Origin of the sequence: Desulfolutivibrio sulfodismutans DSM 3696 (assembly GCF_013376455.1) — a bacterium.
In the GTDB taxonomy this organism is placed as follows: domain Bacteria; phylum Desulfobacterota; class Desulfovibrionia; order Desulfovibrionales; family Desulfovibrionaceae; genus Desulfolutivibrio; species Desulfolutivibrio sulfodismutans.
Window position 1 is genome coordinate 1,775,021 of the sequence record NZ_CP045504.1, and the last position, 22,592, is coordinate 1,797,612.

Below are 22,592 nucleotides of genomic sequence, written 5' to 3' on the forward strand. Positions count from 1 at the left end.
CCCGGCAGCTATGCTTCCTGGGGTTTGCGGATCGCGCCGTTTAAGGCGGCGATGGCGACTTCGAGCTGTTTTTCGTCGGGCTCGTGGGTGGTGAGCATCTGCATGAAGAGCCCGGGGCCGGAGAGGATGCGGCACAGGGGCCTGTCGTAGTGCTTCCCGGCGTATTTGACGATCTCGTAGGCCACGGCGCTGATGGGGATCATGAGCACGAGCTTGAGGCCGACGATGTAGGCATGTTTGAGGATGACGTTTTCCGGGGAAAAAAGGGCCAGCACGCCCGGCACCAGCACGGCGTAGAGGGCGATGGACACGGCCAGGACGAACAGGACGAAGGCGGTGCCGCAACGAGGGTGCAGGCGCGAGAAGGGTTTGGCGGACTCGGGGGTCAGGGGCTGCCCGCTTTCATGGGCCCAGATCACCTTGTGCTCGGCCCCGTGGTACTGAAAAACGCGGCGGATGTCGGGCAAAAGGGAGATGACGGCGATGTAGCCCACGAACATGGCCATTTTGAACAGCCCGTCCCAGGCGTGGAAGGAGAGCTCCTCCACCCCGCCGGACAGCCCCAGGGCCTTGACGCCCAGAGTGAACAGGTGCGGCAGGACCACGAAGAGAAACAGGGCGAACCCCACGGAGGCGGCGATGGTCAGGGTCATGGCCCAGGGCTTGAGCTCCTGGTTTTCCTCCTCCAGGGCCTTTTGGGCCGAGAAGTTGAGCGCCGAGATGCCGTTGACCAGGGTCTCCAGGAGGATGGGAAAGCCGCGCAAAAAGGGCTTTTTGAGAAGCGGTCTGGAGGTCAGGCTGAACCAGGGGCGGTTTTCGACTTCAATGGCCCCGTCGGGCTTGCGCACGGCGATGGCCAACCGGTCTTCGGCCCGGATCATGACGCCTTCCATGACGGCCTGACCGCCGACGGGGGATGCGGACTGACACACGAGGCGCTTGACGAGGCCAAAAATCATGGTGTTCCCTTTGTCGGCCTTTTCACTTGCGCGTCCGGGAAAGGCCGCAGGGAGCTCCCGGACGGGAGGCTGGCGGACGAACCGTACCGCGCCCCGTGCGGGGCGCGGCCGAAATGCGGGCGATCAGGCTGTGGGCTGCTCGAACTTGGCGTACTTCTTCCGGAAGCGGTCGATGCGCCCGGCGGTGTCCACGAAGCGCTGCTTTCCGGTGTAGAAGGGGTGGCAATTGGAGCAGATTTCCACGAGGACTTCTTCGCCCTTGGTGGAAAGGGCTTCGATTTCAGCGCCGCAGTTGCAGCGAATCTTGGCCTTGAAAACTTTGGGATGGATATCTTTTTTCATGTCGTCCTCCATAAATTCCCTGAAAGCGGAATCATGTAATTCATTCTTTTGGACTTGGCAAGGGGCGTCCCGCCCGAAAACCGCACCCTGCGCGCCGCGACCCGGCCGCCCCACGCCTCCCGGCTTGACACGCACGCCCCGGGGCGCGCATGGTGCGTCACATCACGACCACCCGAATCCAGCGGAGACGGCACATGTTCTTCAGGGTTCTCGGTTGTTCCGGATCGGATCTTCCGGGCCATCATCTGACCTCCTTTCTGGTTGACGACACCATCCTGCTCGACGCCGGGTCCGTCACCTCCGCCCTGGACCTGGCCCAGCAGTCCAGGATCACGGACATCTTCGTCACCCACGCCCACCTCGACCACATCAAAGACATCCTGTTTCTGGCCGACAACCTCATCGAGTTCTTCTCCGGGAAAAACCGGCCCCCGGTGCGCATCCACGGCCTGCCGGAGGTCTTGAAAAGCATCGCCGACCATCTGCTCAACGACACCATCTGGCCCGATTTCACGGTCATTCCCGAGCAGGCCCCGGTTTTGGCCTACCACCCCCTGGTGCCCGGAACGGTCATCCAGGTCGGCGACCTGCAGGTGGCCACCTGTCCGGTCAACCACGCCCGGGCCGCCTCGGGATTCGTCTTGTGGTCCGAGGACGGGAAGCACAACGTGGCCTACACCGGCGACACCGGATCAAACGGCCCGTGGTGGGATTTCCTCAACGCCCTGCCCTTTCCCCTGACCAACCTGATCACCGAGGCCTCGTTTCCCAATTCCATGGAGGAACTGGCCCGAATCTCCAAGCACCTGACGCCAAAACTTTTACGGGCCGAGCTGGAACGGCTCACGGTGCGCCCGAAAATCCACATCTACCACATGAAGTCGCCCTTTTCGGCCCAGATCCAGGAGGAGTTGCAACGCGACCTGGCGGGCTACACCTACCACCTGTTGCGCGAGAAGGAGTCGTTTTATTTCTGACGCCGCCGCGCTTCCGAACACCTTTGCCGAGTTTGCCGCCTACCTGGAGGGCCTGGGGCTTTTCCACATGGATCTGCGGCTTTGCCGCATGTCCCGGACGCTTGACGCCCTGGGCCTGGACCGGCCGCCCCAGACGGTCGTCCAGGTGCTCGGCACCAACGGCAAGGGCACCACGGCCACGCTTCTGGCCGCCCTGGGCGCGGCCCACGGGCTGTCCTGCGGCCTTTACACCTCGCCCCATTTCCTGTCCGTGCGCGAACGCATCCGCCGGTACCAGGGCGACCTCCCCGGGGCCGCCGCAACGCCGGGCGCACCGCTTGGCGACGGCTTTTTTTCCGAGGCCGACTGGACGGGCGCGGCCCGAACCGTGCTCGCGGCCACGGCCCCCTTTGGCGACGCCGGTCGGCTGACCTATTTCGAGCTTTTGACGGTCATGGCCGCCCGGCTTTTTGCGGCGCGCTCCGTGGACGTGGCGATCTATGAGGCCGGACTCGGCGGCGACCACGACGCCACCACGGCCCTGCACCGGGACATGACGGTATTCACCCCCATCGGCATGGACCATGCCCACATCCTGGGCCCCACCCTGTGCGACATCGCCCGGGACAAGGCCGGGGCCATCCCCGTGGGGGGGCTGGCCGTGACCGGGCCGCAGGCCCCTGAAGCCCTGGCGGCGCTTGCAAAACGCGCCCGGACGGCCGGGGCGCGGCTGGTTTCGGCCCGCGAGGTGCTGGACTACGACGCGGCGGCCGGGGTCGTGCGGCCCCTGACCGTGGCCGGGCCTCTCATCGAGGCCGCGCCGCTGGGGTTGCCCGGGGCGTTTCAGGCCGAAAACGCGGCCACGGCCCTGGCGGCGTTTTTCCTGCTGGCTGAAAAGCTTCGCATCGCGATACGCCCCGAGGCGGTGCGCCGGGCGCTTGGGCAGACGCGGCTGCCGGGGCGGATGCAACGGCTGCGGCTGCCGGGCGCGGCCGGGGAGCTGCTTGTGGACTGCGCCCACAACGTCCCGGCTCTTGTGGCGCTTGAGGCGGCGTGTGCGGCCGACGGCATTTCCCCGGCGGCGGTGATCTTCACCTGCCTGGCGGACAAGGATTTTGCGGGCATGGCCGGGATCGTGCGGCGGCTGACCACGGGGCCGATCATCGTGCCGGGGCTTTTCTGCCCGGGCCGCACCCGCGATGCGGCGGACGTGGCGCATGGGCTTGGGGAGCGGGCCGAGGCCGTGCCGGACGTGGCGGCGGCGCTGACGCGGGTGCGGGACATCCCGGGGACGGTGGTGGTGTGTGGGTCGATGTATTTATTAGCGGAGGTGATGGGGAGGCTAGACTATTCTCCCTACGTTTACTATTTTCAGTAAAAGTTTCACAATGCTTCGTTTTGGTGGCTATCCCTAGCCCGAAAAACTTATCACACCATTATATTGGCAATTAAGTAGTCACCCATATTCACGGCCAAGGACTTTATTTTTTTAACAAACATGGACCTTGCCATATGATTACCAAAATTAAAATTCATGGCTTCAAATCCATTTGCAATTTTGAACTAAACCTTGGAAAGATAAATGTATTTATTGGGTCAAATGGAAGTGGGAAAAGTAATATACTCGAGGCAATTGGTGTTTTATCTGCCGCTGCATCTGGCCGTGTTGATGACGAATCATTAATTAGAAGAGGTGTACGGCCAGGCCTTCCAAGGCTATACAAATCTTCATTTAAATCTGAAAGAACATCCCCTCACATTTTTTTTACTGCAGAAAATGAAAACACATCATATTCTGTATCTCTTCATAATCCACTAAAAGACCCAAAGAGTGCATGGTCATACAAAACAGAGAATCTTCGCAGCAAAGATACGACTATTGTATCGCGTGGCGTTAAATCTTCGCACAGATTTGATCCATATCAAGGGCTTGCTGCCCTTCGTATCGTTGATCTTGGCGAGACAGATAACGCAACAAAATTGCTTTCAACTTTGCGTGAATATGCTATATATACTCCAAACACACCAACTCTTAGAGGAGTAACACCTGATCTACAGTCCAGAGAACCTATTGGCTTGTCTGGCGGAAGACTAGCCGAGGCTTTACGCGAATTACAGCGCATTGCCAGCAAAGATGAAGATCTTCAAGAAAAACTTGACGAATTTTACTCCACTCTAGAGTGGGCCAGCCATATCGATACAAAACTCACTGCAAATGATTTATTGTCGCCATCTGTTCCGCGAACAAAATATTTAATTCGTTTTACTGATAGGTATATGGTCGACAAAAGGAATACTTTGACTGCCTTTGATGCAAGCGAAGGAGCACTTTATGTAATTTTTTTATCAATTCTTTCCCTTTCACCGTTCATACCATCTCTAATTGCTGTAGACAACCTTGATCAATCATTAAATCCGAGATTAACAAAGGCTTTGATTGGCATGATGTGTGATTTAACAATTAATCACTGGGAAGATCAACAAATTCTCTTTACATCACACAACCCAGCAGCCCTTGATGGATTACCTTTGGACAATCCAAACATAAACTTATTTTCAGTCGACAGAGACAATTACGGCCATACGATAGCTAACAAAATAGACCTGACGGATGCTGTTAAAGAGTTATGCAGAAAGAACGACTGGCCACTATCGAGACTATGGATGATGGGACATTTAGGAGGTGTTCCCAATGTCTAATTTATACATTGGATTAGTTTCCGAAGGCCCAACTGATACTATCATTATACAAAGTGCATTGCAGGCTATTCTCGACCATCCTTTCGTATTAAGCCCAATTCAACCCGAATCCCCCCCCGGACAACTCGGTGCTGGCTGGAGCGGTGTATACAGATGGTGCCGACAGATAGCATCTCCGAATTATTACTCCCTATTGCAACACCCCAGCTTAATGTTATTCAACATAATAATCATTCAAGTTGACGCAGATGTAGCTTTTTCTTCATACTCTTCAGCAAATATATGCGACAATATCAACAACGATTTACCCTGCGCTGAAGATTGGCCACCAATAACAAGATCTATTGAAAATTTAAAGTTGACAATATCGAAATGGACGCACCCCACAAATCATGACAAAAAGACGGTTTTATGCATACCATCGTACTGCATTGAGACATGGTTAGCAGTTGCATTATTTGGAAAATCAGACCCAATCCTAATGAGCAACATCGAGCAAAACACAAATATTTATAACTACATATATGCTAAAAGCAAAACTATTCGCTTTATTCGATTTAAGGATGGCAAACCGAAAAAAATTAAATCAAAATATATTGAATATAAAGACAGGCTAACAAGTGAATGGAATTATATTACAAGGCACTGCACGCAAGCCATAGACTTTCAAAATCATATTTTATTCGCAGCCTCCCAACGATAAAACTGCATAATTGCTTCATGATATTCTCTATTGATTCATCAAAGCCATCATTAAAATCCAACTTTCGTCTTCCCGTGCAGGTGCGCGAGAAGCGCCTCGGCGTCCGCAAACGGCCCGCTCACCCGCCCGGCCGCCACGTCCGCCTCGGCCTCGGCCTCCTTGGCCTGCCACTGCGGCGTCGAAAAATATTCCTGCCCCGCCGGGACCACCTTGGCCGGTTCGATCACGATGCGCCCCGCCTCCTCGCGCACGATGACCTGATCGCCTTCGGAAAGGTGCAGCTTGTCCCGGATGGCCCGGGGAATCGTCAATTGGTGCTTGGGACGGATGGTGGCGATAGGCATGGCGCGCTCCCTGGCAAAAGAGTTGGAAAATAGGAAATTTGGAAATAATGAATTATGGATTTTCTTACTTTCTGATATTCCTGAGACCCACCCTCGTCAAGCCCGGCTGCGGTGATCTTCACCTGCCTGGCGGACAAGGATTTTGCGGGCATGGCCGGGATCGTGCGGCGGCTGACCACGGGGCCGATCATCGTGCCGGGGCTTTTCTGCCCGGGCCGCACCCGCGATGCGGCGGACGTGGCGCATGGGCTTGGGGAGCGGGCCGAGGCCGTGCCGGACGTGGCGGCGGCGCTGGCCCGGGTGCGGGACTTTCCGGGGACGGTGGTCGTGTGCGGGTCGATGTATCTTTTGGCTGAGGTGATGGACCGCTGCCTTTCCTTGTAATCGCCGCGACCGGCGCCGCCCGGGAATCCCATTTCCCCACTTGCCGATGTCGCCCGCTTCATTACGCAAGAGACGCCGCCACGATCCGACGCCTCACGAAAACCAGCTGCCGCGTCATCCCGTTTCTGTCTCCATAACTCCCTTTTCCAGTGGATAATCCAAGCCTTCAAACACCAACCCACGGCGTATGCCCAGACAAGACGGGACATTTCACCAGCAGCAGGGAACGCGCTCTCCGACGTTTTTAAAAACCATGACGCATTTCCCTCTCCCTCGTTTCAGAAAAATGTAATCTTGCTGTCGCCGAATTTATTTCATAGTGTTCCTATAAAATTTGGGCGACTTCACGCCGCAACCACAGCAAGCGAAGGGACTCCATGAAATTCGGCAACCTGCGTATCGGCCTCCGCCTTTTGATCGGCTTTGCGTCCGTGATCGTCATCTTTTCCATTGTCGCCTGGACACAGATCGCCACGATGATGGATTTGGGAGACCTCCAGGACGACGGGGCGAAACGCGCCCAGGACGCCCAGTTCATCGGAGAGGTCGACTCGCGCCTGGAGGCCCTCTACGGGATCATCGCCGACGCGGTGATCAACGGGGATCTGGACAACTCCGCCAAAGACCTGGCCGAGGCCAAGGCCCAGCAGACCAAGGACATTTCCCGGCTCCGGGAGATGGTGGACACCCCGGAGGAAAAACGCAGGCTGGCCGAATTTGAAGCCCTCTATGCCCAATACTTCGCCGCAATGGAAACGAAGATGCTCCCGCTTTTGCGCAAGGAAGGATCGTCGATCAACGCCGGAATCAAGGCTATCGACGCCGAGATCGACGATCTCAAGACCAAGGCCATGAGCAACATCGACGCCATTTTGGAAAGCTTCATCAAGGAAAGCCAGGACGCCGACACCCAATTCGACGCCGTGCGCACCACAAGCATCAAGATGGCCGTCGCCTTCTCCGCCGTGGCGCTTCTGGTCGGCATCGTCGCCGGGGTAGTCGTCACCCTGTCCATCACCCGCCCCCTGGCCAAGGGCGTCACCTTCGCCACGGACGTTGCGGACGGCAAGCTCGACAGCACCCTGTCCGTGGACCAAAAAGACGAGATCGGCGTGTTGGCCCAGGCCCTGCGCACGATGGTCGCGAGCCTGAAGAAACTTCTCGGCGAGGCGAAGTCCCAGGCCGACATGGCCGTGCAAAAGACCCGGGAGGCCGAGACGGCCATGCAGGAGGCCACAGCCGCCAAGGAACAGGCGGAACGGGCCAAGGCCGAGGGCATGCTCCAGGCGGCGCACCAGCTTGAAGATGTCGTCGAGGTCGTGACCTCGGCCTCGGAAGAACTGTCCGCCCAGATCGAGCAATCCAGCCGGGGTTCGGAAGAGCAGACCCACCGGGTGGGCGAGACGGCCACGGCCATGGAGGAGATGAACGCCACGGTCATGGAGGTCGCCAAAAACGCCTCCCAGGCCGCCGAGACGGCCGACAAGGCCAAGCACAAGGCCGAGGACGGCTCCCAGGTCGTCACCCTCGTGGTCAAGGGCATCGGCGAGGTGCAGGATGCGGCGCTGTCGCTCAAAACCGACATGACCTCCCTTGGCAAACAGGCGGAGAGCATTGGCCAGATTCTCAACGTCATCTCGGACATTGCCGACCAGACCAACCTGCTGGCCTTAAACGCCGCCATCGAGGCGGCCCGGGCGGGCGAGGCCGGCCGGGGCTTTGCCGTGGTCGCCGACGAGGTCAGAAAACTCGCCGAAAAGACCCAGTCCGCCACCAAGGAGGTCGGGGACGCCATTCGCGGCATCCAAAACGGCGCCCGCACGAACATCGCCAACGTGGAGCAGGCCGTCCAGAAGATCGACGCGGCCACGACCCTGGCCGGAAAGTCCGGCGAGGCCCTGGCCGAGATCGTGACATTGGTGGATCTGACCACGGATCAGGTGCGCTCCATCGCCAGCGCCTCCGAAGAGCAATCCGCCGCCAGCGAGGAGATCAACCGGAGCATTGAAGACATCAACCGGATCACGTCGGAAACCAGCGACGCCATGCAGCAGTCCGCCCAGGCCGTCAGCGAACTGGCCCGGCAGTCCATGACGCTCAAGGGGCTGATCGACCGGATGAAGGAGGACGGCGGCGAGGTGGCGCAGATTGCGGGCCCAAGCCGCGGCCCGGCGCGCCGGGCCCTGGCATAGGGCCCTCCCACCGGACGGATGCGATGATACGCGCCGCCGCGACCCTGTTGCGGCGGCACGTCGTGCCTTCCTCCCCAGCCGCGCCAGGATGATCCTGCCATTGACACCGCCCGGCCCGCCCCGGTAGTCACGTCGCACGGTTGGTTCTCCACACGGAGACGAACAGGGAATCCGGTGCGACGCCGGAGCGGACCCGCCGCTGTAAGCCTGGCCCGACATCGGGAAGCGCGACGCCCCCCCTTGGCCACTGTCCCCCCGGGGACGGGAAGGCCGGGCCATCGTCCAGGCAAGCCAGAAGACCTGCCAACCCCGCACCCCGAGGCAACGGGACTTTGCCGTCGAGGGGTTCCGGCGGCTTTGCCCTTCCCGTTGCGACCCGCCCCCCTCCCCGGCCCTGTCCCCCAAACCGGCATATGCCGCACCGGCTTTTGCCGGGGGACACCATGACGCGAAAAACCGCTGCGGCGGACGACACCGACATCCCGACCCACGGCCACGGACCCGTCACCCAGCCCCAGGCGCACGACCTTGGGCATGAACATGCGCCCGCGTATGGACATGAACATGAACACGATGGGGCCGAAGGTGGAAACGAACCTGCCCACGCGCATGACCACGACCACGGGACTGGACATGAGCCCGATCATGCACACGGCCACGGACACGACCATGCCCATGAAAACGAACACGGGCATGAGCATGGCCATGAGCACGGACATGAGCACCAGCACGAGCATGGGGACGCGCATGATCACGCTCACGGGCATGGCCACGGCCATCACCACGCCCGGCCCCGCCCGCGCCGGGACGGCATCCTGCTGGCCGCCTTCGGCGCGGCCCTGCCCGAGGCCCAGACCGGCTACGAACTGTTCGCCGCCGAGGTCCGCGAACGCTTCCCGGACCATGCCCTGCACTGGGCCTTCACGGCCCACAAGGTACGCCGCAAGCTGGCCGCGCGCGGGATGCGCCGCGACTCCGTGGCCGAGGCCCTGTCCAGGCTGCACGACCAGGGCGTGACGCATCTGGCGGTGCAGTCCCTGCACACGGTTCCCGGCGTGGAATACCACTGGACCCGGGACCAGGCCATGGTCTACCGCCATCCGCGCAAGGGATTTTTGGAGGTGGGCATGGGCGGCCCCCTGCTGACCAGCGAGACGGACCTCGACCGCGTCCGCCGGGGCCTTGCCTCCTACATCCCCGCCGAACGCCGCCCGGACGAGGCCGTGGTCCTGGTGGCCCACGGAACCTACCACCAGGGGCACCAACGCTACCTCGACTGGGAGGCCGGGGCCAGAACGCAGGATCCATTGCTTTTTCTGGGGGCGCTCATGGGACGGCCCGGGAGCGCGGAGATCATCGGCCGTCTGCGGCAAAGCGGCGCGCGCCGGGTCTGGCTCGTGCCGTTTATGAGCGTGCCGGGACACCACGTCCAGGTGGACGTCTACGGCGCAGGGCCAAGGTCATGGAAAGGGCTGCTGGAGTCGGCCGGGTTCCAGGTCATGGCCAAGCTAACCGGAACCCTTTTGCACGCGCCGTTTCGCGCGGTCTGGATGGAGCATCTTGAGGCCGCAGTTGCGTCATTGGCGAAAGAGGAACCTGTGGGAGCGAACGGCGTCTAATGCGGCGCTCACAAAATAACAGACATCTTCTTTGTGAATATAAATCATGCATTCAGGGTGTTGCGGCTTGAAAACCATCACGGGAAGAATCAAACGCACCACGAGGCCGTCCGTGCAGGACGGACTGGCCGCCGCCGTGCTCCGGCGCACCGCGCAAAGAATCAGCCTGGCCGGACGCGGCACAGGCCAGGACGCTTGGTCTACGCCGCCCCGCTCTCCGGCAGCCGCACCACAAGCGTGGTCCGGCCCGGGACCGAGGCGTCCAACTCCACGTCGCCGCCCAGGGCCCGGGCCATGGTCCGGGCCGAATACGTCCCAAGCCCCGTGCCGTATTTTTTGCCGCTGGTGACGTATTTCTCGAAAAACCGCCCCACGATCTCTTTGGGCGTCTCGCCCGCATTGCGGATGAAAAACGTCAGCGCCCCGGTGTCGATGTCCACCGACACCACCCCGCCCGGGGGCGAGGCCTCGCAGGCGTTTTTGATCAGGTTTTCGAAAAGTCCCGTCAGCAGGAACTCGTCGCCGCGAAGCGGCAGCCGGTCCCCCGGACCGGCCGGACGCCCGTCCAGGCGCAGTTCGAAGCCCACGTTTTTGACCTCGAACGTCCCGGCCAGATTGGTGCGGACTCCCTTGATGATGTCCATGAAGTCGCAGTCCCGCATGGCGACGGCGTAGGTTCCCTTCTCCATCCGGGCCAGATCGGACGTCATCCGGATCATGCCGAGCATGCGCTTTCCGGAATAGGCGACATGGTGCAAGAGCTCCCGCTGGTCCTGGGTCAGGTTGTCCTGATCTTGCAACAACTCCGGGATGCTGATGATGCCCGTCAGCGGCGTGACCAGGTCATGGCGGATGATCTGCTCCACGTCGTCGCGCATCCGCTCAAGCTCCTTGCGCCGCTCGATCTCCCGGGTCAGCGCCGTGTTGAGCTTTTTGACCTTGTAGGCCCAAAGCCCCCCCAGGAACGCCAGAACCAGGACCGCGCCCAATACCTCCAGGATGAACCTGTAGTCCGTCACGGCCTGGACGTTGATGGACACATGCCGGTTCTCGATCCCGGCCCGCTCGGCCTTGGTGATGGTGCTGATGCCTTTGTTGAGGATGCCGCGCAGGGTCTGGTCGTTGTCGGCGACGCCGATGCACAGGTTGTTGGAATAATAGGGCAGTTGCCCGGCGATCTTGAGGTTGAAAAGCCCTTCCTTCTTGATCGTATAGGCCGCGACGATCAGCGAACGCATGGTCATGTCCGCCTTTTTGGCGGAGACCATGCCCACGGCCTCGTTCTCCGTTTCCGTGACCAGGATCGAAAGGTTGGGATAATCGCGCCGGACCAGCTCTTCCATGGAGGTGCCGCGCGGAAACACGATGCTTTCCCCCACCAGCTTGCCCGGGTCGGAGATGAAGGGGTGCTCCTCGCGGGTGATGAACACGTTGATGTCGCTAAAAATCGGCGTGGTGAAGATGAGCCATTTTTCCCGCTGCGGGGTTTTGTTGAGAAAGCTCAAGATCTTGCAGCGGCCGTCCTTGGAGGCCGCCAGGCTTTCGTCCCAGGAGGCGGTGGGCACCAACTCGAAGCGAAGCCCGGTGCGCTCGGCCACAAGCCGCACCAGGTCGGCGGCGATGCCCTGGTGTTCGCCCTTTTCGTTGATGCTCTCGAAGGGCGTCCAGTCCGGGTCCACACACATGGTGACCGTGCCGTGCTCCCGGATGTAGCGCGACTCCTGCTCGGTGAATTCCAGGGCGAACGCCTGCGACGGGACCAGAAACCAAACGAAGGCCCACAGGGAACAGAATACGTCCCGCCTTCTTGCAGCAATGCCCATCACGCCCTCTCCGGCTGCGCCGCGAACCACAGGCACGGCCCGTTTTGACGATTTTCGATCACGCACCCCGCCCCGGACGGACATAATCCTGCGCCCCTACCGTATCTGCCGCCGCCAACGGTGGATCGTCTCCGGCACGAAGTCGTCCCCGGCCGCCTCCTGGCCCCAGGCCGTGGAGAATTTCGCCGTATCGCCACCGTGCGCGCGCCGCGCCGACCGGAGGAGAAACCACCCTGTCTACAGGTACAACTTCCATGAAAAAAAGAAAAAGACAATGGCAGGGGGGCGGCATCAGCGGCAGGATCGCAGCGAATGGGATTCTTTGCCAGTCTGCTCACAGGTGCGTGATCTGCATATTCCCCAATTTCGCTTGCAAATATTGCGCGACGAGGCGTCGATGGCAGCATTCCGGCGTGGCCTCGCTGCACAGCAGACAGGCCATATGCAAGGCATCCCGTTGGATGCTCCCCTCTATCCGTCTGAACTCAAGCAGTTCGTTGAAGCGGCGTTCATATCCCGGCCAGTCCATGGATTTGCCCCGGTATGCGTCTAGCACGTCCTGGGTCGGCGCCCACTCGGGCCGATGCTCGTATCCGCATCCGCATATCTCTTGCAGAAAAAAGACAAGATCGTCCCGTTTGGCGAATCCCGCCAGTTGGGACACGTTGTTCAGGCGCACGTCGATCACCCGGGAAATCCCGGCGGCGCGAATTCTCCCGAAAAATTCCTTGGCCTTTTTTTTCGTAAAACCAATGGTATAAAGGGATATTTGGCTCATACGGCCTGCCTGTGGGCGGCATCCGGCGCATCGGCCTTGTACGCGATCAGTTTGCCCTGCCGCTGGTAGGCGTCTTCAAGCCGCTCCTGTTCCGAGCGTCCCAGCAGGTCCAGCCTGTCCAGTCCGAAAAGACGCATCAACCGGAGTTCCGCATGCTCATGAGATTCCACTTTCCCGTCAGCAAGAATGTGGCGTATGGACAGTTCGTTCCGCATATTTCGGCATATCAATATCATTCTGTGGCAGGTCACGGGATCCTTTTCCGCGCACATAAGCGCAATGACATGCCGTGTGGCGCCGTCAACGATGCGTTCCAGGCCCTTGCGAAAGGTCGGCAACCGCGAAACACGGGCGTAATCGACCGCATTCCCGTCGTAAACGTCCGGATCGTCATACCTGGCCCCGACCAGATCGCCAAGAAAGACATACTGGACGCCGGAATTCCGCAAGATCTCCTTGAGCTTGTCCCTGTTGTACTCCGGATGCAGGGCGCTGTACGGCATGGATCGTACGTCGGCTATGGCCGTGATCCCGAGCTTTTGCACCACGGCAATGAGTCCTGGGACGTCATACGACGTATATCCTATGGTATAGAGCATATTTTTCCTGTCCCTATCCGGCAAAGCCGCGCGTTTCCGGAAACCACGCCGGGAAGGAATAGACCCCGTTGACCTGGAGCCAATACCCCTCTCTCGAATCGATACGATGACACCGGCCGAGCCCCACCCGGAGAAAGACCTCCTTTTGATGATGGAGAAACCGGGACATGGCGTCAACGGAAACAACGCCGTCATGCCGTGCCTGATACTGCCGCATCTTCAAATCCGCTATGGGCAGATAGGAATACCTGGCGTCGGCCCCGTCGTAGAACGAAAATCGAAACTTCCCATCCCTGCCGATATTGAACCAGCACGCCTTGGGACGAACGCGGACAGTGATGATCGACCTTCCGGGCGGATCAGTTTTTGGAATGCACTTCGGGCATTCCGGGCCCTCCACCTCAAATCCTGCCGCAACGGAATGTGACGCATCCTCTCGCAAAACATCCAAAAACTCCACTGCGGTGCATATCCCGGCGTGCCTTACGCCGGATCGGCGGCAATCTTCAACATGCGGCGCTTCGTTGTCAGACCGCAGGGTGAAGTCTCCCTCCAGGATGGTTCCGGGAAAGATGGGAAATGTCGTGCATTCCTCCCGCGAAAAATACTTCTTTGTCGGCCGGAAGCAGGCGCCGTCCGGATTGATTCCGGCCACGCAATAACAGTCGGGATTATGAAACTCGGTCAGATCGGTGATCACCAAACGCATATGCCGTCCCCCTCAGCTTGCGCAGGGCTATTGCCGTCCACCGTACGTCAACCGCCTTGCCGCCATTCAGGCAACCATGCATATGTGATAAAAGATTCAATTTTTCATATCAATATTTCTCTTCGGACTCTCCCCGAAATGCACCGCCTCCGGCAACCCTCGCATGGCGGTATTGCAGCGACCGCCCCGGTCCCGTGTCATGTTTTCGAAATCGACGTACCCGAATTTTTAAACACCACTTTGAATTGCGTATTCATCAAGGGACGCGCCCCTACCGTATCTGCCGCCGCCAACGGTTGATCGTCTCCGGCACGAAGTCGTCTCCGGCCGCCTCCTGGCCCCAGGCCGTGGAGAATTTCGCCGTATCGCTTTTGGGCCGGGCCCCGTCGGCCAGGGTGGCGAAGGCGAACCGCATGGGCACGGACACCCCCTCCCCCACCACCACCGCCTCCCGGGCCCGCAACGACGGCAGCACCGACAAAAGCCCGGCCGCGTTCTCCGGCATGGCCATGGTCACGAACCGCTGGTCGGCCTCGTTGCTCATGCGCATGGAAAAAAGCGTGTTCATCTGGGACAGGATGGACTCGGAGATCTCCGACGGCCGCTGGGTCACAAGCCCAAGCGACACGCCGTATTTGCGCCCCTCCTTGGCGATGCGGGCCACGGCCTTGCGCGTGGGTTCAAACCCCAGCGTGCGGTCACGCGGCACATAGCGATGGGCCTCCTCACACACCAGAAGCACCGGCGCGCCCTGGCCCCGCCTGGTCCACAGGGCGAAGTCGAAGACCAGTCGGCACAGCACCGACACCACCACGTCCACAATCTCCGAGGGCACCCCGGCCAGGCTGATGACCGTCAGCGGCTTGCCCCCGGGCGGCAGGCGCAACAGCCGGGCCATGACCTCGGCCATGCAGTCCTCCACGCCCAACCCCCCGAACATGAACCCGAACCGCCGGTCCTTGCGCAGGCTGTCGATGCGGGCCAGAAGCCGCAGGTAGGGGATGGAGCTTTCCGGCTTGTCGAGACGCCCCATGCCCGTCTTGAGGATTTCCACCACCCGCAGGAGCCGAAACGGGGCCGGGGTGTCGATGGTCAGGTTGTAGTCCTGGCCCCCGGAGGTGGCGATGAACTCATGCTTGGCCGCCAGCACCGCCTCTTTCAGGATGTTGGCCTCCACCTCGCGGTAGGGCTGCCCGGAGCTGCACAACACATGGGTCATCTCCTCGAAGTCGAGCAGCCAGTACGGCAGGTGCAGATCGTCCGGGGGCACGGGCAGGGCCATGTCCCCAAAGGCGGCGGCATATTCGTCGTGGGGGTCGAGAAGCACGATGTGCCCGTGTCGGCACCGGGCCAGGACCGCGCCCAGGACTACGGCCACGGCGCAGGATTTGCCCGACCCCGTGGTGCCCAGGATGGCGAAATGCTTGCCTAATAGCTCATCCACCAGCACCCGGGCCTCGATGCCCGGATCCTGGTGCAGGCTGCCCACGGCCACGCTTGGGGCGCTGGGCTTGGCGTAGATGAGGGCCAGGTCGCGGGAGGTGGCCCCGTGGACCGGCGATCCCAACGACGGAGAGACGGACACCCCGCGCTGGAACGAAAAATCCTGCGGCCGATCCAGGTCCAGGGTCTCGCCCAGAAGCACCACCTCGGCCAGCCGCCGCCCGACCTCGGGGCGTTCCGGATCGGCCCCCTCCCACCATAGCCGCCCCACCAGCCCGAAGCACAGGCTTATGCCGGTGGCGATGCGCACCATGTCCCCCAGGCGGACGCCGGACGCCGTGGCTGGAACCAGCGTCGCCGTCACCGTGGCCCCGGCCGTCGCCGTCACATATCCCCATTGTCCCGCCTGGGTCATGGCCGCCTCCCGTGGATTATCCGGTTCCCAGGCCAAGGGCCTGGCTCACGGCTGCGGCCAGATCCTTGCGCAGCACCGGTTTGAGCAAAAAGTTCCTGATGCCCAGGGCCTTCACCCGGTCCTTGGACAGGGATTCGCTGAATCCCGTGACCAGGACGATGGGCAGGTCCGGGCGTATGGCCAACAGTTCCCGGCTTAAGTCCGTGCCCGAAAGCCCTGGCATGGTCTGGTCCGTGACCACCACGTCGAAGGCCCCGGGGTCGGCCCGAAACCGTTCCAGGGCCTGCCGGGGATCGGTCTCGGCCGTGACCTGGAACCCCAGGCCCGCCAGAAGTTCGGCCCCGATCTCGGCCAGGGACTCCTCGTCGTCCACGTAGAGGATGCGGCCCCGCCCCGCCGCCGCCCCCAGGGACTCGTCCTCGGCCGTGCGCGCCGTCAGAAACGACAGGGGCAAAAAGACCTCAAAACACGTGCCCTGCCCGACCACGCTTTTGACCTTCACCTCCCCCCGGTACTTGCGCACGATGCCATGCACAACGGAAAGCCCCATGCCCGTGCCCTCGCCGGGCTTTTTGGTGGTGAAAAAGGGGTCGAAGATGCGGTCCAGGATCTCCTTGGGAATGCCGTGCCCCGTGTCGGCCACGGCCAGCCGGGCGTACTGCCCGGGCGGCAGCCCCGGGGCCTGACGGCCCGGGTCGGGCAAATGGACCGTATCCAGGGTCACGGTGAGCACGCCGCCGGACTCGCGCATGGCATGGGCCGCGTTGGCGCACAGGTTCATGACGATCTGCTGGATCTGGGCCGGTTCGGCCAAAACCGTGTCCGGCCCGCCCGCGATGTGCTCCTCGATGGCCACGGTGTGCGGCAGGGTGGCCCGGATGAGCTTAAGCGTCTCCTTGACCAGGGGCGACAGGCGCAACGTGCTCGACTCTTCCTCGGTCTGGCGGCTGAAGGTGAGGATCTGCAACACCAGATCCTTTCCCCGGCGGCAGGCCTGCAGGATGTGCTCCATCCGGCGCAGCAAATTTTCGTCCCCGCCTGCGCCGTCCAGGATCATCTCTGAAAAGCCCATGACAATGCCCAGAATATTGTTGAAATCATGGGCGATGCCCCCGGCCAGGGTGCCGATGGCCTCCATCTTCTGGCTTTGCCGCAGCTTTTTCTCCAAGACCTTGCGTTCGGTCACGTCGTGGGCCACGAACACCGTGCCCAGCGGTTCGTCCTCGGAGAGGTAGATGGGCGAGGCGGTGATCAGAAACTCCCCGTGCAGCCGGGGCAGGGCCAACTCCAGGGAATGGAAGCGCCCGTCGGTCAGGCTGCCCAGCCGCCGGGTCAATTCGCCGCCTGCCTCGGGCAGATCAAAGATGAACGAGGCCGGACGCCCCACCACGTCCTTCGGCGACAGTCCCAGCCGGTGGGCCATGGCCATGTTCAGGCGCTTGACCATCATGTCCCGGTCGATGATGACCACCAGATCCTGCACCGAATCGAAGGTGCCCTCCCATTCCCTCTTGGCCCCGGCAATGAGGTCCGCCACCCGTTCGCGCTCCCGGATTTCGCGGGTGAGACGCTCGTTGGTCTCGGCCAGTTCCCGGGTGCGCTCGGCCACGATGGATTCCAGCCGGGTCTGGAGGGTCAGGAAGTCGCGTTCGGAGCTCCACTTGGAGCACAGGGAGGCTGCGAACTGGCGTATCTCCTGGGGATGAAAGGGCTTTTGCTGATACAGGAGCCGGTCGGCAGGCGGCACGCGCCGGGCCATCTCCTCGGCGTCGATGTCGGAGAAGGCGGTCATGATCACGATCTGGACATAGGGATCCAGGCGACGCATCTCGGCCGCAGCCCACAATCCTCCGCGCCCGGGCGGCATGCGCACGTCGAGAAAGGCCACGGCGTAGCGTCGGCCTGTCTTTAAGCCCTCACGCACGGCGGAAACCGCCTCCTCCCCCTGGCGGCAGACCGTCACCGCATAGCTCGGGGTCTGGGGCTCGGCCGGGGCGGAGGCGTCCGGCGTCCCCCGGGGAAACAGCTCCAGATCGTCGTCCGGGGCCAGAATTTCCTTGAAAAGGACCAGGATTTGCGGCTCGTCGTCGGCCACAAGCACATGGTAGGGTTCGGACGGGCCGATGTGTCGCATGGCTGGCATGGCGGATGTCGTTGGCCTTGTGCGGGCGGGGACGCCCGCAGGCGGCCATCCCCGCCCGGGATCAGGGGGTTTGCGGCGCGTTCGTCCGGGTTTCGTCCTGTCCACTCGGGGCCGGGGCCGGGGCCACGGGCGGCGCATCGGGGGCGGAAACGGGTTTGGCGGCCTTTTGGGCGGCGGCCTTTTCCTGGGCTCTGGCGTCGCGATCATCGACGGGTTCCGGCCCGGGCCCGGCCTGGGGGGCGGCTGCGGCCTGGGGCGTCACAGCGGGGCTCTCCGGGGCGGATTGTCCCGGGGCGGGCCCGGCCTTGGTCCCGGCTGCGTCGCTTTTTTTCTCAGGCTTTTTCCCGGATTTCGCGCCGTCCGCATTCCCCTTGGCCTTTGGCTGGTCCGGCGCAGTTTTCGCCGTGGCGGCTGGCTGGGCCTCGGGCGGCTGGACGCCGGAGGTCGTCAGCCGGTTCAGGTTCTCGGAGGCCCTGCGGTAGAAACGGGGATTTCGGGCGATGGCCTGCTCGAATTCCTCAGCCGCCTTGTCGGCCATGCCCCGCTCCCGGTAGCATACGCCCAGGTTGTTGTGGGCCGCCGCCTCGCCGCCTGCGGCCACGAAGGCCGCATAGGCCTCCTCGAAACGCCCGGCCTGGCACAGGGCCAGTCCGAGGTTGTTGCGGGTGCGGGGGGAATCCTTGGCCGACAGGGAGGCCTGGAAGGCCGCCGCCGCCTCATCGGCCCGGTTCAGGGACAAAAAGGCCAGCCCGAGATTGTTCTGGGTGTCGGCGTCGGTCCCGCCCGTTTCCAGGGCCTTTTCCAGGACAGCCACGGCCTGGTCGTGATTTTGGGCCTGATAATGGGCCAGCCCCAAGGTCCGGGCCGCCTGGGTCATGTCCGGACGGGCCTCCAGGGCCTTTTCCAGATAGCCGACGGCGGCCGTCGGGTTGTGCAGCATCAGGCTGGCGTATCCAGCCCCGTAGAGGGCCTCGGGATCGTCCGGCTGCCGGGACAGGCAGGCCCGGCAGGCGTCCAGGGCGGCCCTGTAGGCGTTTCCGGCCAGCTGCGCCCGGCATTGGCGCTCCAGCACCAGGGCCTCATCAGCCCCGGCCTTCCCGGCCCGGTCATAGGCCTCCAGGGCTTTTTGCGGCTGCCCGGCGGCCAGGGCGGCGTCCCCGGCCTGCAAATGCGCCCCGGCCTCGCCGCCGGGGGCCTTGGCCGCCTTGTCCGAACCGCCGAGAAAGGTTCCGCAGCCCACAAGTCCGGCCAGACCGGCAAGGCAGGCCAAGACGGCGAAAAAACGGCCCATGCGACCAACCATCGTCCCTCCCGTGGTTTGCATCCATTTCCGTAGCGCAAAGCGCCGGGGCGGTAAAGCCGGGCCGCAACACCCGGCTGACGCCACGCCCAGGAACAAAAAAGCCCCCGGCGGCGGAGGCGTAAGGTTGATGGCCACACCCTCGTTCGGAAACCGGGGGGCGTCGGATCGTTCATGCGGTTTTCCCGGTCCAGGCCGGGGCGCGGTTCGGCCTACGGGCCGCACGCGCAGCGGTTAGTTGCAGGTGGCCCAGGGTTCGTTGAGCCGCCTCTCGGCCCGGGAGAGGGCAACAGTGGGTTGAATCGCGGACAAGCCGCCCTCCTCGGACGCGAACATGGGCAGCATCATGGCGGCCTGGAACGATTCCAGCACCGGATAGTTATAGTCCACCTTGACCTCCACGGTGTCGCACGGCCCGCCCAGATCCCCGGTGGTTCCGTCCCCGGCGGAGTTGCTGCCCGGCCAGCTCGTCACCGAGATCGTCGCGCCCTCTGCCACACTTTTTCCCAAAAGGGCCAGTTGCGTCTTCACCTCGGTCTCGACCTGTTCCACACTGCGCGTGTCCGTGTCCACCCCGGCCCCGGAAGAGGCCAGGGCCACGCCCATGCGCACGGCGTGTTGTATGCCGAGGCTGATGCGCATCATGTTGGCCACGTCGAAGATGCCCGTGATGAACAGGATGAGCAGGGGCAGGACCAGGGCCATCTCCACGACCGTGGCCCCCCGGCAGTTGCCGCCCGCGCCCAGGCGACGCAGGGAAACCGGCGGCTGGTTTATTTGTGTGCGATGTGCGTTCATGATGCGTTCCCGTCCTTACCGCCCTGGGCTGCCACACTACGACGAGGTTCCCATGGCCTCATCATAGGGAATGAGCCGATGCCCGAGCTGGCGGCCGATGAGCTTGAACACCTTGAGGATGTCCGTAGCGCTCGGGGCGTCGAAATAGTGGTCCAAGGTGCCTTCCTTGGACGAGGCGATCTGCTTCATAAGCGACACGTCCGTGGCGTCCGAGACGCCGAAGCGGATGGAGAAGATCTCGATCCCCAGCGCCTTGGCCGCTGCGGCCTCGTTCGCCATGGCCGTGTTGAGGCCGCCGCCGTCCTTGCAGTCCGGGAAGTTGGCGGGCGCGGGATAGGTCGTGGACAGGCCCATGCCGAAATAGGAGTTGGTCCAGTAGTTGTTGGGGGTGTACGAAATGCCGTAGGTGCCGCCGCAACGCCCGTCCTCGGTGTCGCCGTCGGTCAAAACGATCATGATCTTGCGGTACTTTTCATCCGAGCTGCCCTCGGTGAACGGCGACGCCGGGGTCAGCACGTGGCTGCCCCACTTGATGCCCTCGGAGATGATCGTGCCCGAGCCTGCGCCGTCGGCGCTTAGGGCCGAGATACGCGACAGGATGGAGGCGCGGTCCGTGGTCAGGGCCTCGACGTAGGAGATGTTGCTGCAGGTATCGGAGTCCACGTTGAGCGACGATCCCGTGGGATAACGGTACTTGGCGGCCTTGTAGACATCGAGCAGCTTGCCGTTGTTGAACGTGCCGTTGGCGTTGCGGCAGCCTGCGGCCACGCCGTCCACGCCCGCGCGCAGGCGGACCATGCCCCGAAACGGCACCATGCCGATCTTGGTGGAGGGGGTGGTGTTGGAGGGCAGGATCAGCTCCACCAGATCCGTGGCCGCCGACTTGACGTTGGCGATGGGCGTGCCCTTCATGCTGCCGGTGGTGTCGAGCACCAGCACGATTTCCAGGTTGTTGAACCCGGCGCAGGCCTTTGCCGTGACTTGGCCGCTGCTGAGTCCGAGAACGCCCATGAGCAGATAGTCCACGTTGGCCTGGCCGACGACGCAGGCGCTGCGGACCTCGGACCCCGGCCCGGCCGAGACCATGGTGGCCTCGGGATAGTTGGCCGAGAGCATCTCCTGGGCCGCAGCCGCAGCGATGCCCTGGTCCATGTCCGGATCTTCGGGCAGGGCCATGCTCCCGGCCAGGGCCGCCGCGTCCACGGCGTTTTGCAGGGCGCGGTCGGCCAGGTACATGCGCCCGCCGTCCACGGCCAGACCCGCCGCGCCGATGATCGCAGGCAGGGCGATGGCCAGAAGCGGCGTGATGGCTCCCCGGCGGCTGTGGTCCCTAGGGCAGCGGCATGACCGTGCTGGCCGTAAGCGTGCGATTCCACCCGCCAAGCATGTCCAGATCCGGGTAAGGTAGGTCGGCCTGGGACTGGGCGGCGATAACGGTCTGGTAGACATAATCCACCTTCACTTTCACGTTTTTTTCCGATTCCGTATCCGTCACGGTGATTTCGACAGCCGGATCAGCGCCATCCAGGCCGCTGGTCAGGTTTTTCACCAGATCCGACGCGCCCGTGGTGTCGCCGTTCTCCCGCATCACCAGCCGCGCCGCTTCGCGAGAGGCAGACAGGATCGTTGAATATTCTCCAAGAATTTTGGAGCCCTCCACCAGGATCATCAACAGCGGGGCCAGGACGAAGGCGGTCAGGACGGCCATCTCCACGGCGGCGACGCCCCGCTGGGAGTCGTGGCCTGTCGGCGTTATTCCGGGGACCGGTCTGTTCATGGTGGCCCCTCCTGTGTGGTTGAAGAATTCCCGCCCCGCGTCGAAAGCGACGGAGGTGGTTCCTTGCAGGTAGCAACAACCGTGCAACCGCTACATGCGGCCCTGGCGGGGTTCCCCGGAGGACGCCGCCGCAGGTGATCAACACGCCGTGAAGCCTTGGGAAATGCCCGAGACCTCATCCCCGGCGTGCGAACCGTGGGGGGCGTGCGCCGCCCCGGGCGGGGCCGCCGCAACCGGTCACTGGTCCACGATCCGTGGACTGAAAGCCTCCGTTTGCCTGGCGGAATCCATTTCCTGTGGAGCGCGCGGCATGCCGGTGCGCCAAACATGTGCGGCCCTGTCCGCACTGCGGGATTCCCGGCCCGGCTGGCGGATGGTGCGGCGCGGCGATGCAGACAGCGGCCTGAGCGTGAATCCACGGACTGTGGAACGAGGAGGGAGGATGTGGCCGAATGGCGGACGCGGGACGCTGGTGCAGTCGGCGGAGAGAGGGCAGAAAGGCGACCAACGCGACGCGGCCACAGGGCGCTGCCATGGATGCCGGGAGACGCTGTGCAACGACGGAAGCTGCGCGCCCGGAGGTCTGTCGCTGCCGTGAACGCCGGGGC

The 22,592-nt window shown here is 62.4% G+C and carries 20 protein-coding genes and 1 riboswitch; of the genes, 7 read left to right on the forward strand and 13 right to left on the reverse strand.

Translation table 11 applies throughout. The annotated features are described in order from the left end of the window. Positions 1-8 precede the first annotated feature (8 nt). Both GD606_RS08450 and rpmE read right to left on the reverse strand, forming a co-directional pair. Entirely contained in the window at positions 9-959 is a 951-nt protein-coding gene (locus GD606_RS08450; RefSeq protein WP_246299021.1) for a DUF1385 domain-containing protein, read from the reverse strand. A gap of 123 nt (positions 960-1,082) precedes the next feature. Beyond that, positions 1,083-1,301: a 50S ribosomal protein L31 gene (rpmE, locus tag GD606_RS08455; protein WP_163303229.1), complete on the reverse strand. Its 219-nt coding sequence runs from the start codon at positions 1,299-1,301 to the stop codon at positions 1,083-1,085. A gap of 194 nt (positions 1,302-1,495) precedes the next feature. Here rpmE and GD606_RS08460 point away from each other — a divergent pair, with 194 nt between their 5' ends. From GD606_RS08460 to GD606_RS08475, 4 genes are all read left to right on the forward strand, one after another. Further along, on the forward strand, positions 1,496-2,278 hold the full coding sequence (locus GD606_RS08460) for a 3',5'-cyclic-nucleotide phosphodiesterase (RefSeq protein ID WP_163303230.1): 783 nt from the start codon (positions 1,496-1,498) through the stop codon (positions 2,276-2,278). A gap of 67 nt (positions 2,279-2,345) precedes the next feature. Continuing rightward, a complete protein-coding gene (locus GD606_RS08465) occupies positions 2,346-3,635 on the forward strand; it encodes a bifunctional folylpolyglutamate synthase/dihydrofolate synthase (RefSeq protein WP_176629256.1) in 1,290 nt (429 codons plus the stop codon). A 134-nt stretch (positions 3,636-3,769) separates the two neighbouring features. Continuing rightward, the gene (locus GD606_RS08470; protein WP_163303231.1) at positions 3,770-4,957 is read left to right on the forward strand and encodes an AAA family ATPase; all 1,188 of its coding nucleotides are present in this window, start codon (positions 3,770-3,772) and stop codon (positions 4,955-4,957) included. Next, positions 4,950-5,660, forward strand: a complete 711-nt coding sequence (locus tag GD606_RS08475) for a hypothetical protein (protein ID WP_163303232.1) — start codon at positions 4,950-4,952, stop codon at positions 5,658-5,660. The genes GD606_RS08470 and GD606_RS08475 overlap by 8 nt, the downstream gene beginning before the upstream one ends. 50 nt (positions 5,661-5,710) lie before the next feature. On the opposite strand, the gene GD606_RS08480 is transcribed toward GD606_RS08475, so the two are convergent. Continuing rightward, positions 5,711-6,004: an AbrB/MazE/SpoVT family DNA-binding domain-containing protein gene (locus tag GD606_RS08480; RefSeq protein ID WP_163303233.1), complete on the reverse strand. Its 294-nt coding sequence runs from the start codon at positions 6,002-6,004 to the stop codon at positions 5,711-5,713. 150 nt (positions 6,005-6,154) lie between these two features. Here GD606_RS08480 and GD606_RS08485 point away from each other — a divergent pair, with 150 nt between their 5' ends. From GD606_RS08485 to GD606_RS20760, 3 genes are all read left to right on the forward strand, one after another. Beyond that, positions 6,155-6,388 carry a hypothetical protein gene (locus GD606_RS08485; protein ID WP_176629257.1) on the forward strand — a complete coding sequence of 78 codons (234 nt, stop codon included), beginning with the start codon at positions 6,155-6,157 and terminating at the stop codon, positions 6,386-6,388. Between the two features lie 377 nt (positions 6,389-6,765). Continuing rightward, positions 6,766-8,580: a methyl-accepting chemotaxis protein gene (locus GD606_RS08490; protein ID WP_246299023.1), complete on the forward strand. Its 1,815-nt coding sequence runs from the start codon at positions 6,766-6,768 to the stop codon at positions 8,578-8,580. 124 nt (positions 8,581-8,704) lie between these two features. Further along, positions 8,705-8,902, forward strand: a riboswitch (cobalamin riboswitch). Between the two features lie 121 nt (positions 8,903-9,023). Then, positions 9,024-10,199: a sirohydrochlorin cobaltochelatase gene (locus tag GD606_RS20760; protein WP_163303235.1), complete on the forward strand. Its 1,176-nt coding sequence runs from the start codon at positions 9,024-9,026 to the stop codon at positions 10,197-10,199. A 200-nt stretch (positions 10,200-10,399) separates the two neighbouring features. On the opposite strand, the gene GD606_RS08500 is transcribed toward GD606_RS20760, so the two are convergent. From GD606_RS08500 to GD606_RS08545, 10 genes are all read right to left on the reverse strand, one after another. After that, positions 10,400-12,022 carry a transporter substrate-binding domain-containing protein gene (locus GD606_RS08500; RefSeq protein ID WP_163303236.1) on the reverse strand — a complete coding sequence of 541 codons (1,623 nt, stop codon included), beginning with the start codon at positions 12,020-12,022 and terminating at the stop codon, positions 10,400-10,402. Positions 12,023-12,356: 334 nt separating this feature from the next. Then, positions 12,357-12,800 carry a DUF488 domain-containing protein gene (locus tag GD606_RS08505; RefSeq protein ID WP_176629258.1) on the reverse strand — a complete coding sequence of 148 codons (444 nt, stop codon included), beginning with the start codon at positions 12,798-12,800 and terminating at the stop codon, positions 12,357-12,359. Then, complete coding sequence (locus GD606_RS08510) at positions 12,797-13,399, reverse strand: DUF488 domain-containing protein (RefSeq protein WP_163303237.1); 603 nt, start codon at positions 13,397-13,399, stop codon at positions 12,797-12,799. The genes GD606_RS08505 and GD606_RS08510 overlap by 4 nt, the downstream gene beginning before the upstream one ends. A gap of 13 nt (positions 13,400-13,412) precedes the next feature. Further along, positions 13,413-14,108: a hypothetical protein gene (locus tag GD606_RS08515; protein WP_163303238.1), complete on the reverse strand. Its 696-nt coding sequence runs from the start codon at positions 14,106-14,108 to the stop codon at positions 13,413-13,415. A gap of 271 nt (positions 14,109-14,379) precedes the next feature. Beyond that, positions 14,380-15,966 carry an ATP-binding protein gene (locus GD606_RS08520; protein WP_163303239.1) on the reverse strand — a complete coding sequence of 529 codons (1,587 nt, stop codon included), beginning with the start codon at positions 15,964-15,966 and terminating at the stop codon, positions 14,380-14,382. Between the two features lie 16 nt (positions 15,967-15,982). Further along, positions 15,983-18,109, reverse strand: coding sequence for a hybrid sensor histidine kinase/response regulator (locus GD606_RS08525; protein WP_246299026.1), 2,127 nt, complete (start codon positions 18,107-18,109; stop codon positions 15,983-15,985). Positions 18,110-18,170: 61 nt separating this feature from the next. Next, entirely contained in the window at positions 18,171-19,412 is a 1,242-nt protein-coding gene (locus GD606_RS08530) for a tetratricopeptide repeat protein (RefSeq protein WP_176629259.1), read from the reverse strand. Positions 19,413-19,643: 231 nt separating this feature from the next. Continuing rightward, entirely contained in the window at positions 19,644-20,207 is a 564-nt protein-coding gene (locus GD606_RS08535) for a TadE/TadG family type IV pilus assembly protein (protein ID WP_163301091.1), read from the reverse strand. Positions 20,208-20,243: 36 nt separating this feature from the next. Beyond that, positions 20,244-21,590, reverse strand: coding sequence for a TadE/TadG family type IV pilus assembly protein (locus tag GD606_RS08540; protein ID WP_246299028.1), 1,347 nt, complete (start codon positions 21,588-21,590; stop codon positions 20,244-20,246). Continuing rightward, entirely contained in the window at positions 21,538-21,984 is a 447-nt protein-coding gene (locus tag GD606_RS08545) for a TadE/TadG family type IV pilus assembly protein (protein WP_163301093.1), read from the reverse strand. The genes GD606_RS08540 and GD606_RS08545 overlap by 53 nt, the downstream gene beginning before the upstream one ends. Positions 21,985-22,592: the final 608 nt, after the last annotated feature.